This is a genomic window from Oceanicaulis sp. HTCC2633 (genome assembly GCF_000152745.1).
Taxonomy (GTDB): Bacteria; Pseudomonadota; Alphaproteobacteria; order Caulobacterales; family Maricaulaceae; genus Oceanicaulis.
Map to the genome: position 1 here is coordinate 2,622,744 of NZ_CH672428.1, position 16,518 is coordinate 2,639,261.

Annotated in this window: 13 protein-coding genes; 10 read left to right on the top strand and 3 right to left on the bottom strand. The window is 62.9% G+C overall.

What is annotated here, in order from left to right; genetic code table 11:
* The first annotated feature begins 288 nt into the window (after positions 1-288).
* From OA2633_RS12395 to OA2633_RS12420, 6 genes are all read left to right on the top strand, one after another.
* Positions 289-3,480 (top strand): TonB-dependent receptor, encoded by a 3,192-nt coding sequence (locus OA2633_RS12395; RefSeq protein ID WP_009802907.1) that lies wholly within the window; start codon positions 289-291, stop codon positions 3,478-3,480.
* 164 nt (positions 3,481-3,644) lie between these two features.
* Complete coding sequence (locus OA2633_RS12400) at positions 3,645-5,240, top strand: alkaline phosphatase (protein ID WP_009802908.1); 1,596 nt, start codon at positions 3,645-3,647, stop codon at positions 5,238-5,240.
* Between the two features lie 54 nt (positions 5,241-5,294).
* Positions 5,295-6,302, top strand: a complete 1,008-nt coding sequence (locus OA2633_RS12405) for an agmatine deiminase family protein (RefSeq protein ID WP_040613629.1) — start codon at positions 5,295-5,297, stop codon at positions 6,300-6,302.
* 12 nt (positions 6,303-6,314) lie between these two features.
* Positions 6,315-7,499 carry a serine hydrolase gene (locus tag OA2633_RS12410; protein ID WP_009802910.1) on the top strand — a complete coding sequence of 395 codons (1,185 nt, stop codon included), beginning with the start codon at positions 6,315-6,317 and terminating at the stop codon, positions 7,497-7,499.
* Positions 7,499-8,332 carry an N-carbamoylputrescine amidase gene (gene aguB, locus OA2633_RS12415; protein WP_009802911.1) on the top strand — a complete coding sequence of 278 codons (834 nt, stop codon included), beginning with the start codon at positions 7,499-7,501 and terminating at the stop codon, positions 8,330-8,332. The genes OA2633_RS12410 and aguB overlap by 1 nt, the downstream gene beginning before the upstream one ends.
* A gap of 138 nt (positions 8,333-8,470) precedes the next feature.
* The gene (locus tag OA2633_RS12420) at positions 8,471-10,015 is read left to right on the top strand and encodes a bifunctional GNAT family N-acetyltransferase/carbon-nitrogen hydrolase family protein (protein WP_009802912.1); all 1,545 of its coding nucleotides are present in this window, start codon (positions 8,471-8,473) and stop codon (positions 10,013-10,015) included.
* A gap of 6 nt (positions 10,016-10,021) precedes the next feature.
* On the opposite strand, the gene OA2633_RS12425 is transcribed toward OA2633_RS12420, so the two are convergent.
* The 3 genes from OA2633_RS12425 to OA2633_RS12435 form a co-directional block, all read right to left on the bottom strand.
* Positions 10,022-10,198, bottom strand: coding sequence for a hypothetical protein (locus tag OA2633_RS12425; RefSeq protein WP_156776245.1), 177 nt, complete (start codon positions 10,196-10,198; stop codon positions 10,022-10,024).
* 72 nt (positions 10,199-10,270) lie between these two features.
* A complete protein-coding gene (locus OA2633_RS12430) occupies positions 10,271-10,924 on the bottom strand; it encodes a MarC family protein (RefSeq protein WP_009802914.1) in 654 nt (217 codons plus the stop codon).
* Positions 10,925-11,061: 137 nt separating this feature from the next.
* Entirely contained in the window at positions 11,062-12,279 is a 1,218-nt protein-coding gene (locus OA2633_RS12435) for a substrate-binding domain-containing protein (protein WP_009802915.1), read from the bottom strand.
* Positions 12,280-12,619: 340 nt separating this feature from the next.
* Between OA2633_RS12435 and OA2633_RS12440 the strand changes: the two genes are divergently transcribed.
* The 4 genes from OA2633_RS12440 to speE all read left to right on the top strand — a co-directional run bounded on the left by OA2633_RS12440 (position 12,620) and on the right by speE (position 16,480).
* A complete protein-coding gene (locus OA2633_RS12440; protein WP_009802916.1) occupies positions 12,620-13,876 on the top strand; it encodes a type III PLP-dependent enzyme in 1,257 nt (418 codons plus the stop codon).
* A gap of 2 nt (positions 13,877-13,878) precedes the next feature.
* Positions 13,879-14,934, top strand: coding sequence for a deoxyhypusine synthase (locus OA2633_RS12445; protein ID WP_009802917.1), 1,056 nt, complete (start codon positions 13,879-13,881; stop codon positions 14,932-14,934).
* A gap of 59 nt (positions 14,935-14,993) precedes the next feature.
* A complete protein-coding gene (gene speD / locus OA2633_RS12450; RefSeq protein ID WP_009802918.1) occupies positions 14,994-15,443 on the top strand; it encodes an adenosylmethionine decarboxylase in 450 nt (149 codons plus the stop codon).
* A gap of 149 nt (positions 15,444-15,592) precedes the next feature.
* Positions 15,593-16,480 carry a polyamine aminopropyltransferase gene (gene speE, locus OA2633_RS12455; RefSeq protein WP_009802919.1) on the top strand — a complete coding sequence of 296 codons (888 nt, stop codon included), beginning with the start codon at positions 15,593-15,595 and terminating at the stop codon, positions 16,478-16,480.
* Positions 16,481-16,518 lie beyond the last annotated feature (38 nt).

Consider the following 16,518-nt stretch of genomic DNA (forward strand, 5'->3'; position numbering starts at 1 on the left):
CGCTGAAAACCCGGCCCGCGGTTCCGCGTGCTCAGGGCGGGGCGAATGGTTAACGAATTTTCTTGCCGCTCCGTTTTTAGGCGTCTTCAAGGTCCTGACTCCCCTGTCTGAATCCAGTCACAAAACGCGTAAAGATCGTATCTGGGCAGACAAATTCATCCTGCCGGATGTCGTAAAAGCTTCACAAAACTGTCGCCCCAAGGTCGTCCGGGACCAATAAGCGGCCAAAAGCAAGTGCAGGCGACGGGCCTGTGCGGGTTTGAGGTCGATCTAGGGGGACCATCAAAAATGGCGCTTTTGAAAAACTTCGCGCGTAGCGCATCCGTAGCGGCGCTGGCCGCGCTCGCTCCGGTGGCCGCCGTTCACGCACAGCAAACCACAGGCTCCATCCGGGCGACGATCACCGATCCGTCCGGCGCGCCGGTTGTCAGCGCGAATGTGACAATCATTCACGAACCGACGGGGTCCGCGACGGTCGTCCAGTCCAGCAGCGACGGCCTTGTCCGCGCGAGCAATCTGCGCGTCGGCGGCCCCTACAGCCTGACCGTGACTGCGCCGGGCTATCGTCCGACCCGTGTTGAAGGCGTCAGCATCAATCTGGGTGAAAGCACCGATCTCGAACTGACCCTGGAATCGGGCGCTGTCGCGGAAGACGTGATCGTCGTGACCGGTTCCGCCATCAATGTGGTGGAAACCGCGATCGGCCCGAACGCGACCTTTGACCTTGGAACCCTGCAGAACGCTCCCGCGATCAACCGCACGCTCAATGATGTCGTGCGGATCGATCCGCGCATCTATGTGGACGAAGCGGATGTGGACGGCATCCAGTGCGCCGGCGCCAATTCGCGCTTCAATTCGCTGACCCTGGACGGCGTGCGTCTGAACGATGCTTTCGGCCTGAACCGCAATGGCTTCCCCACCGAGCGTCAGCCCTTCTCCTATGACGCCATTGAACAGGTGGCGGTCGAACTGGCGCCCTACGATGTCTATTACGGCGGCTTTTCGGCCTGTAACATCAACGCAGTGACCAAGTCCGGGACGAATGAGTTCCATGGCGGTCTGTTCTACGACTTCACCAGCGACGATCTCCGCGGCGACAGCCGGGAAGGCAATCCGGTTGAGCTCGCAGAGTTCGAGGAAGAGCGCTGGGGCTTCAATCTGAGCGGGCCTATTCTCCGCGACAAGCTGTTCTTCTTCGTCGCCTATGAATACCAGGAAGGCGCCAACACCTTTGATCGCGGTCCGGAAGGCTCCGGCGCGCTGAACGAAGTGTCCGGCTTCACCCAGGCGATGTTCGACGAGATCCGCGACATTGCGATCAACCAGTACAATTACGATCCCGGCACGCTGCCGACCTCCTTCCCGAACGAGGACGAGAAGCTGCTGGTCAAGCTGGACTGGGAGATCAACAACAATCACCGGGCGACGTTCACGTACAACTACAATGACGGCTTCAACATCAGTGAATCCGACGGCGACGCGAACGAGTTCGAATTCTCCAATCACCTCTACGAGCGCGGCGCCGAGCTGCACTCCTACACCGGCGCCCTGTTCTCCCAGTGGACCGACAACTTCTCCACCGAGGTGCGCCTGAGCTACACCGATCTGGACAATCGTCAGAATTCGGTGGGTCAGGACGGTTTCGGCGAGTTCCGCATCTTTGAGGGCGGCAACACCATCTATATCGGCGAGGACGATTCCCGTCAGTCCAATGACCTGAACTACACGGTCGAATCCGTCATCCTTCGCGGCAATTACGACTGGAACAACCACGCGCTCTCATTCGGGTTCGAGCGTGAGACCTTCGACGTCTACAACCTGTTCGTCCAGCACTCGATCGGCCAGTTCGACTTCAGCAGCATTGACGATTTCCGCAACGGCACGCCGAGCGGAATCGACTATGAGAATGCGCCGTCGCTGGATCCGATCGACGCCGCGGGCGAGTTCGCCTATTCCACCAATTCCCTCTATGCTCAGGACGAGTGGGATCTTCTCAACGGCATCGTGATCACCGCGGGGCTGCGCTATGACTGGTACACCTCCGACGACCTGCCGGCCGAGAATGCGGACTTCCTGGCCAGCTACGGCTACACGAACGCCAACAATCTGGACGGTGAGGGCCTGCTGCAGCCGCGGGTCGGCGTTCAGTGGGACGTCAACGATCAGCTGACCCTGCGGGGCGGGTTCGGCCTGTTTTCGGGCGGCAACCCGAATGTCTGGCTGACGAACAACTACCAGAATGACTTCGTGCGGAAGTTCGGCGCGGATGAAGACGCGTTCTATGGCGCCGGCTTCACCTCGCTGTTCGACCCGGGCATCGTCTATCCGGATGGCCAGGGACCGGGCTATTCCGTCCCGTCCCAGCTCATAGACGCTGTCGCGGCCGCGGACTCCGTGTCGGGCTTCGAGATGAACAATCTTGATCCGAACTTCGAGATTCCGGGCGAGTGGAAAGCCTCTCTGGGCGCGACCTATCTGCTGGATCTGGCGGCACCGTTCGTGGGCGGCGAGTACGTGCTGAACGCGGACTTCCTGTACACCCGCGACCACAACGCCGCGACGATCATTCGCGGCGATTTCGAGCCGAGCACGCCGGCGGTCGGCGGGCTGTTCCCGCAATACTCCAGCCCGCGCAGCCCGAACACGCTGACGCTGACCAACACCGATCTGGAAGCGGAATCCATCTCGCTCTCCTTCTCGGTGAGCCGTGAGTACGATTTCGGCCTCGATTGGGTGTTCGGCTATGCCTATAACGATGCGGAAGACGTGAACCCGATGACGTCCTCGGTGGCGTTCTCCAACTACACCTCTCCGGCCTTCGTGGATCCCAACAATCCGGGCATTGCGACCTCGAACTACAACATCGAGAACCGCTTCACCTTCCTGCTGAACTATGAAACCGACTGGCTGGTGCCGGACTATTACACCAGCATCGGCCTGTTCGCGCTGGCCTCTGAAGGCCGCCCGTACAGCTATACCATGACCAGCCGCGGCGGCGGCGACCTGTCGGGCTTCAACCCGTTCCTGAGCGATAGCGACAACTATCTGCTGTATGTTCCGACCGGGGTGAGTGATCCGAACGTGGATCTGAGCGGCCTGACCGATGTCCAGGCCTTCTTCGATTATCTCGATGCCGAAGGCCTGAGCGAATACGCAGGCGGTTTCGCGCCTCGCAACGGCTTCAATGGCGGTTGGTGGACCAAGGTCGACCTGCGCTTCGAACAGGAGCTGCCGGGCCTGATGGAAGGGCATCGCACCAGCGCGTTCCTCGTGATCGACAACTTCACGAACCTGCTGAACGATGAATGGGGCATTCTGCGTGAAGCGAGCTTCCCGCGCCGCGTCAGCGTCGTGGACTCCCGCCTGAGCGGCGATGACAGCCAGTTCGTCTACACCAACTTCAATCCGGAAACGAAGGACCCGGTCGTGGGCGACGCCTCGATCTGGCAAATTCGCGTCGGCGTGCGCTACGAGTTCTAGGTCTCGCCGACCGTTTTGATCCCAGCAAGGAGGGCGGCCCCGAGGCCGCCCTTTTCTTTTTATGACTGACCGGCCGCGGCCTGGGGGCGACCCGTCGCAAAACTGTGATGGCTAGACGCTATGCAGGCCTTCACTGCTGATCGCCTGCCGCATGGGGAAACATCATGGTCCGCACTCTCGCCTCCGCCTGGACGCGCCGTTTCGTCCTGACCTCCGCCGCTTCCGGCGCCGCCGCCGCCCTGACAGCGGGCTGCACCATGCCGGTCACCGAAGCCTCGGCGCCGGTCTTCCGCAATGACCCGTTCAGCTTGGGCGTGGCGTCCGGCGAGCCGACCTCGGATGGCTTCGTGCTTTGGACGCGCCTGGCGCCGAACCCGCTTGATCCCGATGGCGGCATGGCCCCCGAAGCGGTCGATGTGGCCTGGGAGCTTTCCGAGGACGAGGCTTTCACCACCATCGTGCGCACGGGCGTCGAGCGGGCGCTGCCCGATTGGGGCCACTCGGTCCATGCCGAGATCTATGGTCTGCCGGCGGGCCGCGAGTATTTCTTCCGCTTTCATGCGGGTGGGGTGACCAGCCCCGTCGGCCGTGCGCTGACCGCCCCGGCCTATGGCTCGGGCGTCGACGCCATGAAGATCGCCTGGTGTTCGTGCGCCCATTACGAGCAGGGCTTCTTCCACGCCTATCGCAACATGGCCGAAGAGCGCCCGGACCTGATCGTTCACACCGGCGATTACATCTATGAATCGAGCTGGGGCCCGCAGGTGCGCCGTCATGTGGTGCCCGAGCCTTACACGCTGACCGATTATCGCATGGTGCATGCGCTTTATCGCCTCGACCCGGACCTTCAGGCCGCCGCCGCCATTGCGCCCTGGCTGGTGACCTGGGACGACCATGAGGTCGACAATGACTATGCGGGCGATATCAGCGAGCAGGCGTTCGTCTCGGCGGAGGATTTCCGGGCCCGGCGTCTCGCGGCCTATCAGGCCTATTGGGAAAACATGCCCTTGCGCCGTCGCTCCATGCTGGAGCGCGCCTCGGGCCGTATGCGCATCTACTGGCAGACCGTCTTTGGCGATCTGGCCGAAGTGAACATGACCGATGGCCGCCAGTTCAAGACGCCCATGGCCTGCCCCACCGAGTATGACCGCGGCGGCAATATCGTGCCCGCAAGCTGTGAAGAGCTGATCGATCCCGCCCGCACCTATCTGGGCAACAGCCAGGAGCGCTGGCTGGCGGGCGGAGTCGCCGGATCGGGCGCCATCTGGAGCTTCATTGTCCAGCCGACCCTGTTCTCGCCATTCAATTTCTCCAATGGCCAGACCGGCGAAGCCATGGTCTGGACCGATGGCTGGGATGGCTATCCGCTGGCGCGTCAGCGCCTGATCGATGCGCTGGCCCGCAAGGAGAACGCCAACCCGATCATCCTGGGCGGCGACACGCACTGCTACTGGGTCACCGATGTGAAGCAGGACTATGCCGACATGAACTCGGCCACCGTGGCGTCCGAGTTCGTCACCACAGCGGTCACCAGCCATCGCGGCGGGTATGAAAGCACCGCGGCCTTCCTGCCCGACAACCCGCATATCAAGCATTTCGACACGCGTGAGCAGGGCTATGGCCTGATCCGTCTGAGCCGTGAGCGGGCCGAGGTGGATCTGCGGGTTGTGGGCGATGTGGCGCGACGCGACGGCTATGCCCCGCGCAACCAGAAACAGTATGTCATCGAAGCGGGGCAGCCCGGCGCGGTGGAAGTCTGACCCGTCCGATAAATCCGCTACAATCGGGGTGCGGCGCGTGATATGGGCGTTGCCATGACCACACGCACCGTACCCCACGAAACCGCCCCCCAAACCGTCATCCACACCGCCTGGCCCTATCATGAGGACTGGGCGGAGGCGCTCGATGGCGCGCGCACGGAATTCACCGAGTTCCTGAGCCTCGTCGCCGCGCCGGGCGCGGACGGCAAGCCGCAGAAGCTGGTGATTTATGTCGCCAATGCCGAGGCCGAGGCCAGCGCCCGCCAGGCGCTGGGCGAGAAGGCCGTCTATGTGCGCGCGGCCTATGGCGATGTCTGGACCCGCGACACGGGCCCGGTCTTCGTGAAGACCGATCAGGGGCTGAAGGCCGTGCGCTTCCGCTTCAATGGCTGGGGCGGCAAGTACGAATATCCGGGCGATGAGAGCATCGGCGCCGTGATCGCCAGACGCGCGGGCGCAGAGATCGAGACGCTCGACTGGATCTGCGAGGGCGGCGCGCTGGAGTTTGACGGCGAGGGCACGGCGATCACAACGCGCGATGTGGTGCTCAATCCCAACCGCAATCCGCGTCTGACCGAAGCCCGGGTCGAAGCCGACCTCAAGCGCACTTGCGGCATCGAGAAAGTGATCTGGCTCGATGACGGGCTGGCGGGCGACCATACCGACGGGCATATCGACAATGTGGCGCGCTTTGCGGCGCCGGGCGTTGTGGTGACCCAGCGTCCGTCCGGGCTGGGCGATCCCAATACGGCGCTCTACGCCCGCACGGTGCGGGCGCTCAAACAGGCGAAGGACGCCAGGGGGCGGACGCTGAAAGTGATCGAGATTCCGTCGCCTGGCTTTGTGGAAGCCGAGGATGGCGGTCCGGCGGCGGCCTCGCACATGAACTGGATCATCGGGCCGCGCCATGTGGTGATGCCGGCCTATAACCGGCATGCCGATGAGGCTGTGCGCGCACTTTCCCACGCTTTTCCTGAGCACGAGGTTGTCGCGAGCCCCGCAAATCATATCCTGACAGGTGGAGGCGCATTCCATTGCGTCACCAACAACCAACCTGATTAGGCTGATAACACCGTGATCGCACTCGCTCTTCCGCTCAGCGTCCTGTCCCTGGCTCTGGCGGACACGTCCGCCTCTGCGCGTTCGCCCGACGCTGATGCGCCTCTGCGCGCCATGGAGGAAGCGCTCGACTATCTCGACGCGTTCCAGCTCGAAGTCGCTGATGTCGCCCAGCATGAGCGGATGGTGGGATTTGCGGCGGCGATCCTGGAAAACGGAGAGCCGGTGGCGATCTACACCTCTGGCGAGACGCGACGCGGTTCAGGCGAGGCGGTGACCGCAGACACGGTGTTCCGTCTTGCGTCCGTGTCCAAGACCTTTGCCGGAACCATGATGGGCCTTCTGGATGAGGCGGGTCTTGTAAGCCTGGATGCGCGTGTGCCCGAGAGCATTCTCGATCTGTCCGGCGAACGCCAGCCGACCTGGCGCGAGCTCGCCAGCCATCAGACCGGCTTGCCGCCGAACGCCTATGACAATCTGATCGAGGCGGGACGGGATGCGCACACCGTGCGCGCACGCCTGACCGAAGTGCCGCTCATGTGTCCGATGGGCGATTGCTATACCTATCAGAATGTGGCGTTCGACGTGGTGCGCGATCTGATCGAAGACGCCACTGGCCAGACCTATCAGGACGCCGTGCAGACCTATCTGTTTGATCCGCTTGGCATGCAGAGCGCCGGCTTCGGGGCTGAAAACCTCGAGCGCGCGGAAAGCTGGGCGGCGCCACATTTCGGACGCCGTCAGCGGTTAGGCGGTGCGGCGACGGATTATGACACCCTGCCGGCTGCGGCAGGCGTCTCGCTAAGCCTGAATGACCTGATCATCTGGGCTCAGGCCCAGATGGATCCTGAAGCGTTCGGTTTGCCGGCGGGCGCGATTGAACGCGCGCACACCCCGCAAACCCGCTCGCTGCGGGAAACCCGCAATCTGCGCCGACTGGGCCGGGTGGAGGACACCTCCTATGGCCTGGGGTGGCGCATTTATGACTGGCAGGGCGAGCGCACGCTGATCGTGCATGGCGGCGCGCTGGCCGGCTATGGCTCCCAGGTCGTTCTGGAACCTGAAACCGGTTTCGCCTTCGTTGCGTTGTGGAATGCAGACTTCGGCCTGCCGCGCCTGCTCTGGCCGACAGCAATGGATATGCGCACCGGCGATGGCCCTGGGGCCTTCGTCGACGATGCGATCGCTCGGATGAGATAATGACCGAAACTTTCACGATGGGGGTCCTGCAAGCGCCGCTGGGCGGCGATATGGACGCCAATATCAAGACCATTTCCGATCTGGTGCGCGAAGCGGCCGGGCAGGGGGCGCAGGTGATCCTGCCGCCCGAACTGTTCCAGGGCCCGTATTTCTGCAAGACCCAGGTCGAGGACTGGTTCGCGACCGCCTATCCGGCGATGGAGCATCCGTGCGTCATCGCCATGCAGAAACTCGCGCAGGAACTGGATGTGGCCATTCCGGTCTCCATCTATGAACGCGAAGGGCCGCTTTACTACAACTCCATGGTCATGGTGGACGCTGGCGGCAAGGCGCTGGGCGTCTATCGCAAGAGCCATATCCCCGATGGCCCGGGCTATCAGGAGAAGTATTATTTCCGCCCCGGCGATACGGGCTTTCGGGTCTGGGACACGAAGTTCGGCAAGGTGGGCGTGGGCATTTGCTGGGACCAGTGGTTCCCCGAGGCGGCCCGCTCCATGGCGCTTCTGGGCGCGGAAATGTTGCTTTACCCGACCGCTATCGGCGCCGAGCCGCAAGCGCCGGAGATGGATACCGCCGCCGCCTGGCGCCGGGCCATGCAGGGCCACGCCGTCTCCAACTGTATTCCGATTGGCGCCGCCAACCGGATCGGCGATGAGGACGGTCAGGTCTTCTACGGGACCAGCTTCATTTGCGACAATACGGGCGAGGTGAAAGCCGAGCTGGGCCGGACCGAGACCGGGGTGCTGACCGCCACGTTTGACCGCAAGGCGCTCGACACCTTCCGCGCCGCCTGGGGCTTTTTCCGCGATCGTCGTCCGGAGCTGTATCTCTAGATCGCAACGCGGAACCGGGTGCGCGTTCTGCGCGTTAGCGATGAAAGACCGGCGTTTGCCGGTCCTGAAACCTTGCAGAGCGCCGCCCGGACATGATGTCCGGCGCGGCGTCGCCTGTGATGCGCAGAAGGACTTCGTATGACCCAGACCCGCCGCTCCGCAAAACTTCTGGTCCGGACCGCCACGCTGGCCGACGTGCCCGCCATTCTGGACCTGCAGGAGCGGGCCTATCCGGGCTGGGATCCTGACACTCCGGCGATGATCCGGGGTCAGATCGCTAACTTCCCAGATGGCCAGTTCGTCGTTGAGTATGAAGGCGATCTGGTGGGCTGGTGCGCCAGCTTCATCATCGATGAGGAGGCGGCCTTCTCCCGCCACACCTGGGCCAGCATTACCGGCGGCGGCTTCGCGGCCCGTCATGATCCCGATGGCGACTGGGTTTATGGCATGGAAGTGGCGGTCGATCCCAGCCGTCGTCGCCTGCGCATTGGTCAGCGCCTCTACGATGCACGCAAGGCCCTGTGCGAGGAATGGGGGCTGAAGGGTGTCGTCTTTGGCGGCCGCATGGCGGGCTTCCGTCGCAAGCGCAAGCAATATCCCACGCCGCAGGATTATCTTGACGCCGTGGTGAGCAATGAGCTGCGCGATCCGGTGCTGAACTTCCAGATGCGCATGGGCTATGAACCGGCGGGCGTTCTGAAGGGCTATCTGCCCGATGACAAGGACTCCGGCGGCGCGGCGGCCCGCATGGTCTGGCGCAATCCCATGTATGTGGAGAGCAATGGTCCGGTGAACCGGCCAACGCCGAACACCGTGCGCGTGGCGGCGATCCAGATGGCGATGCGGTCCATGGAGACGCTCAAGGAATTCGAGCGCAATGTCGAATACTTCGTCGAGGTCTGCTCGGACTATCGCGCCGATTTCTGCGTCTTCCCCGAAATGTTCACGGTGGCCTTGCTGGCGCTGGAAAAGCGCAAGCTGACGCCTGAGGAGAGCATCGCGGCGCTGTCGCGGCACACCCCGCGCTTCATCGAGCTGATGAGCACGCTGGCGGTGCGCTACAACATCAACATTGTGGGCGGCTCTCACCCTACCCGCACCGATGACGGCGACATCCAGAATGTCGCCTATGTCTTCCTGCGCGACGGCTCCGTTCATGCCCAGGAGAAGATCCACCCCACGCCGAATGAACGCTATTGGTGGAACATCAAGGGCGGCGATGCGGTCGCCACCATCCCCACCGATTGCGGGCCGGTGGGCGTGCTGATCTGCTATGACACCGAATTCCCCGAACTGGCCCGTCGTCTGGCCGATGAAGGCGCGAAGATCATCTTCGCCCCCTACGCCACCGATGACCGGGGCGGGCATTTGCGGGTGCGCTATTGCGCCCATGCGCGCGCCATCGAGAACCAGCTCTATGTGGTCACAGCGGGCAATGTGGGCAATCTGCCCGGCGTTGAGAACATGGATATCAACTACGCCCAGAGCGCCATCCTGACCCCGTGCGACTTCCCCTTCGCCCGCGACGGGATTGCGGCTGAGACCAGCGAGAATGTGGAGACGATCGCGGTGGCGGACCTGCACCTTGATGATCTCGTGCAGGCGCGCCGGTCAGGCACGGTCCGCAATCTGCGTGACCGTCGCTTTGATCTGTACCGGATTGTCTGGAAGGATCGCGGCTAGGGCGGTTTATTTCGCCGGGCGTCCCGGGACCATCAGGGCGAGCGCCACAGCGCCCGCAAGCCCCGGCCAGGTGAAGGCCACGGCCTGATCGATCGCGCCGCCCATAAGGCTAAGCGCGCCGGCCAGCAGGCCGCCCAGGGCGATGAAAGCCGCCATGGCGAGTATGATCAGACGAAACGACACGGTCGGACGCTCCCACACCATTACGGCGCGAGTATGGCTCGATCCGGCTAATATTTGGTAAGGGCCGCGCGTCTAGCTCGCCAGAAGCGCGCCCTGAATGCCGTCAAAGATGAACTGGGCGGCCAGAGCCGCCAGGATGACGCCCAGAATGCGCGTGATCATGGCGGCCAGCGTGTCGCCGATCAGTTTCATGATCGCGCCCACGGCCAGGAACAACACGAGGCAGAGCAGCAGGTTCGCGCCCATGCCGACGAACACCATCAGTTGCCCGCCCAGACCTTCAGCCTCGTTCATGAACAGCATGATCGAGGCGATCGCGCCGGGACCGGCCAGCATCGGGATGGCCATGGGGAAGACGGAAATGTCCTCATGCGTGCCGGGAATTTCCTCATCGGCTTCGTTGAGGGCCTCGGCGCGTTCCTCGCGACGCTTGGAGCGCGTCTCGAAGATCATGTCGAGCGCCAGCATGAACAGCAGCACGCCGCCCGCGGCGCGGAAGGCGTCGAGACTGACATGCAGAGCGTCAAGCAGCCATTCCCCCAGATAGGCGAAGCCGAACAGGACAGCGGTCGCGATCAGCACGGATTTGATGGCCATCACGCGCCGGTGCGCATTGGTGGAGCCTTCGGTCAGGCTCGCGAAGATCGGCGCCACGCCGATCGGGTCGATCACGACGAAAAACGTGACGAGCGAAGCCGTCATGAGGCTCAGATCCAGCGCGTCCATGTGCAGTCCCCAGATGAAACGATGCGTTGCATTTGCGGCCTAACACGAGCGGAGGGGCTTGGCGAGGCCACGCGAACGCATTCCCGCTTTGCCAAAACGCCAGTTCGTCGCGCTCCGGTCTGAGGGCGCTTCTGGAGCTAGCCGGGCATCTGCATCGGGGTGAGCGCGCGCGCCTCTTCGGCGGCTTGCTGGCGGCGGGCTTCGGGCAGCGCGATCAGTCCGCGTTCCGCCAGATAGCCGAACGGACCCCACGCATCCTCGCTGGTCAGCTCCTCCACGAAGGCCTGCAGGCCCGGCGCAACGCCGTCATGCTGGTTCTTGACGTACACGAACAAGGAACGCGAGCCGGGATAGACGCCGTTGGAGATGTTCTCATAGGTCGGTTCGATCCCGTCGATGCGCGCGGCCTGGATGCGGTCGCCATTCTGCTCGAGGAAGGAATAGCCGAAAATCCCGAAGGCGGAGGGGGAGTTCGCGAGAGTCTGTACGATCGTGTTGTCGTTCTCGCCTGCGTCCACCCACGCGCCATCCTCGCGAATGCGGGAGGCCAGGCGTTCGAACATGTGCGCATCCGTGTCGCTAAGCTCATCCAGACAGGGCACATGCTGGGCGCCCTCGATCATGTCGAGTTCGACAAAGGCGTCGCGCGTCCCCGAGGTGGGCGGCGGTCCAAACACCTCGATGCGTTGAGACGGCAATTCGGCTGAAATGTCGGACCAGCGCTGGAACGGGTTGGTGATGAAGGAATCACAGGAAAACCCGGCGATCTCGCCATAGTTTCGGCCTTCGCTGATCTCGCCCCGCCCGTCAAACAAGGGACGGCCCTCGGCGTCCACCGGCATCGGGGTTTCAGCGACCAGGGCCAGGAAAAGCTGAACGCGCTCGATGTCCATGGCGTCCGAAACCACGGAATTGCCCAGGACGATCCCGTCATATCCGATCGGGATTTCGGTAATGGCCACGACGCCATTGTCCTGGCACAGCTGGTACTCGGTCGCCTTGATGGGGCGCGATGCTCCGGTGAGATCGGGAAAGCCCAGCCCCACGCCGGCGCAGAACAGGTTCATGCCCCCGCCCGTGCCGGTTGATTCCACCACCGGGGTCGGGAAAGCGCTCTTGGCGCCGAAATTCTCTGCGACCGCGGTGGCGAAGGGAAACACGGTGGAGGACCCCACCATGCGCAGGCCCTCGCGCCCGCCAACCCCTGCGCCAAGATTCGCTGAAGTCTGGCCGGCGGGTTCGACCGTCTCGGCGGGTTCGTCGAGCAGGACAATCTCCTCACGGGGTTCGCCGCACGCAGCGAGGGCCAGCATCGCCAGAGCGATGAAACCATGGTCGGCGCGCAGATAGGCCATGCATGTTCTCCTGGAACTTTCAGATGCGGACAGCGTTGTGTCTTTTAACGCGACGAGCACGTCATTTGTATGACAGGCGCGTGACTTAATTGCCAGATCGCCTTTGGCGCAAAGGCATTCGGGCCGGTTTCCGGGGACGGGACGTCATATGCAAAACTTTTTTTTGAGGCGGATCGATGTTCTGATGAGCCGGTCAAAGAATTCGGAGCCCGAAAAAAATGACAGGCGCGCGTATTTTCGGCTTTACATGGAAGGTCACAGGTACTAATTCGCGCCGTCCCGGCGGAGGCGACGCGCTCGATGCCGGATTGGGTTAACAACAAGCAGGGGGTTCCGTGAGTTGTCTCATTACCATACGCCCCTGGACCTGGTCCGCTCTCGGCCTGTCGAAGGCCCGGTCGCCTGCGCGCGGCCCGATCGACTGACGATTGCGGCATCCTGGTTCCAGAACAATTTTCCCGGCGAAGTTCTCTACGCGGTCAAGTCCAACCCGTCCGCGTGGGTGATCGACACCTTGTATGCCGCTGGCATGCGCTGGTTCGATGTGGCGTCGCTGAATGAAGTTGAGCTGATCGCATCCCGGTGTCCGGATGCGACGATGGCGTTCATGCATCCGGTGAAAAGCCGGCGCGCCATCAACAAGGCCTATTTCGATTACGGTGTGCGGATCTTCGTGCTCGACTGTGAAGCCGAGCTCGAGAAGATTCTCGTTGAAACCGGTTACGCCAAGGACCTGACCCTGGTGGTGCGGATCGCGGTCTCCAATGACGGCGCGACCCTGCCGCTTGCGGGCAAGTTCGGCGCGTCCGAAGACGACGCCGTGGAGCTGATCCAGCGCGCCCGCGTCTATGCGGACGAGCTCGGCGTGAGCTTCCATGTGGGCAGCCAGTGCATGGCGCCGAGCGCTTATCGGGGGGCCATGCTGGACGTGTCCCGCCTGATCAAGCGCGCAGCCGTCACCGTGGACATCGTGGATGTGGGCGGGGGCTTCCCCGTGGCCTATCCGGGCATGACCCCGCCGCCGCTGTCTGAGTATGTGGCCGCCATCGAGAATGCGTTCGAGGAGATGATGGTCCTCGAGAACGCCGATCTGTGGTGTGAGCCTGGCCGGGCGCTGTGCGCGGAATCCACCTCGATCCTGACCCGCGTCGAGCTGGTCAAGGGCGATCAGGTTTATCTCAATGACGGCGCTTACGGCACGCTGTTCGATCTGGTCCACATGAAGTGGCCCTATCCGATCCGCGTGCACCGGGCCAAGGGCGAACCCAGCGGTCAGACCGCCGGCTTCCGCCTGTACGGGCCGACCTGCGACGCCATTGACGCTGTCTCCGCACCGGTTGAACTGCCGGTGGATCTGTCTGAAGGCGACGTGATCGAGTTCGCAATGCTGGGCGCATACGGCGTGGCCATGGCCACCCGGTTCAACGGCTTCGGCGAAGTGGAGACCGAGATGGTCTCCGACTTTCCCTGGGCGTCCGTCTATGACCGGCCTGTGGCCGATCAGCCGGCGGCGGCTGCCGAAGACGTTTCCGGACGTGTGGTGTCCTTCTCGCGCCTCAACCGGCGCCGTCGTAACCGTATTATGAAAAGGCGTTGAGGATGACTGACACCTCAAACCGCAAGGCCGAGCTGCTCTCCAGCCCGGTCGAACACATCGATATTTCCAGCTTTGACGGTCGTGTGATCATCGATGCCTGGGAGAAGATGAGCTTCACCTCCCGCGACGCGGCCCGCGCCGCGCGCATCCTGCAGGCGTCCCAAGAGGACAAGGACTGCGCCGTCATCCTGACGCTCGCAGGCTCGACCTCGGCCGGCGGCTGCATGCATGTGTGGCGCGACATGATCCGCAACAACATGGTCGACGCCGTGGTCGCCACGGGCGCGTCCATCGTGGACATGGATTTCTTCGAGGCGTTGGGCTTCAAGCACTATCAGGCCAAGGAAGTCCCCGACGACCGGGTGCTGCGCGATCTCTATATCGACCGCATCTACGACACCTATATCGACGAGGAAGACCTGCAAGCGTGCGACCATATCATTGGCGACATCGCTGACAGCCTTCCCGCCGGTCCGATCAGCTCGCGCGCCTTCATCAAGGCGATGGGCAAATGGCTCGCGGACGGCAACGCCAAGAAGGAAGGCTCTCTGATCGAAGAGTGCTATCGCCATGGCGTGCCGATCTTCGTGCCGGCCTTCTCCGATTGCTCGGCGGGCTTCGGTCTCGTCAAGCACCAGGTCAAGCGCATCAAGGCGGGCGAGGGCTATGTGTCCATCGACTCCGTGGCTGATTTCCGCGAACTGACCGACATCAAGATCAAGGCGGGCTCGACCGGCCTGTTCATGGTGGGCGGCGGCGTGCCGAAGAACTTCGCGCAGGACACCGTTGTCTGCGCCGAGATCCTCGGCCACGAAGACGTGGAAATGCACAAATATGCGGTGCAGATCACCGTGGCTGACGTGCGCGACGGCGCCTGCTCGTCCTCGACCCTGAAGGAGGCCTGCTCCTGGGGCAAGGTGGACGTGGCGCTCGAGCAGATGGTCTATGCCGAAGCCACCACGGTGGCGCCGGTGATCGTCTCTGACGTCTTCCATCGCGGCGCGTGGAAATCGCGCCCCCGTCGTCGGTTCGCCGACCTTTTCAACGACGCTTTCTAACAAGAACAAACGGGAGTGAGCGCGGCCGAGCGCCGCGTTCCCACACGGAAGGACCTCTCATGGATGGACTGACCCTGGCGGACAACCCGCAATTCGACACCGCGTTCGAGCCGGTTGACGCCAACGCCAAGGACGATCTCGACCACTTCATCATGGTCGACGGCAAGCAGGTGGCGGGCCGTCACCTGATCATCGACCTGATGGGCGCGCGTCACCTGACCGATGAAGATCGCATCCAGCAGGCGTTCCGCGATTGCGTGAAAGCCTGCGGCGCGACGCTGTTGCACATCCACACGCACGTGTTCGAGCCCAATGGCGGCGTGTCCGGCGTGGCGGTGCTGGCGGAAAGCCATATCTCGACTCACACCTGGCCCGAGCGCGACTATGCGGCGTTCGACGTGTTCATGTGCGGCGACGCCCAGCCGATCAAGGCGGTCGCGATCCTCAAGGAGGCCTTCGAGGCCGCCGAGGTGCGCGTCACCGAAATCCTGCGCGGCGAGGGCGCGTAAGCGCTTTTCGCCCACAGGGCTGACGGACAGGGAGCGGTTCTGCCAAGAACCGCTCCTTTTCACATTTTCCCTTGCCTTCAAGCGACGCGGACGCGAGTAAACCCGCGACCCGCCATCAGCGTTCCTGCACGCGCCTTCAGGAGAGTTTCATGACCGACACGGCCAAGCACACCTATCGCGACGCCAATGGCGATCTGTGGTTCCGGGAATCCCTGAGCGAGGGGATCGGCAACGGCCTGCGCATCGACAATCTGCTCTATGCCGAAGCCTCCGACGTTCAGGACCTGATCGTGTTCGAGAACAATGAGAACGGCCGCGTGCTGGCGATTGACGGCCTGGTGCAGGTCTCCATGGCGGACGAGTTCATCTATCACGAGATGGTCTCCCATGTTCCGCTCCTGTCGCACGGCGCAGTCAAGCGTGTGCTGATCGTGGGCGGCGGCGATGGCGGCGCCATGCGCGAAATGCTCAAGCACAAGGGCGTTGAATCGATCACCCTCGTCGAGATCGACCCGGACGTGATCGAGTTCTCCAAAAAATGGTTCCCGGACGTGTCCCAGGGCTCGTTCGATGATCCGCGCGTCAATGTGGTGATCGCGGATGGCTCGAAATATGTCGAGGAGACCTCGGACAAATTCGATCTCATCCTGATCGACTCCTCTGACCCGGTCGGGCCGAGCGCGGTGCTGTTCACCCGTGAATTCTACACCGCCTGCTCCAAGCTTCTGAATGAGGGCGGCGTCATCGTCACCCAGTCCGGTCTCGCCGCGATCCACCCCGAGCCGGTGAAATCCACGTCAGACAGCTTCAAATCGCTGTTCAAGCATTCGGGCTTTTACCTGATCTGCGTGCCGGCCTTCTCGGGCGGCTTCATGGCGCTGGGCTTTGCCACCGATAACGACGCGACGTTTGATCCGGACATTGAGACGATCCGCACGCGTTTCGCTGAACTCGACATCAAGACCAAGTATTACAGCCCCGAGATCCACAAGGGCAGCTTCGCCCTGCCGCCCTATATCGCCGAGAAAATCGCGTAAGGGCCGGGGCATTCCTATTGAAGGCGGCGCAGGCGACT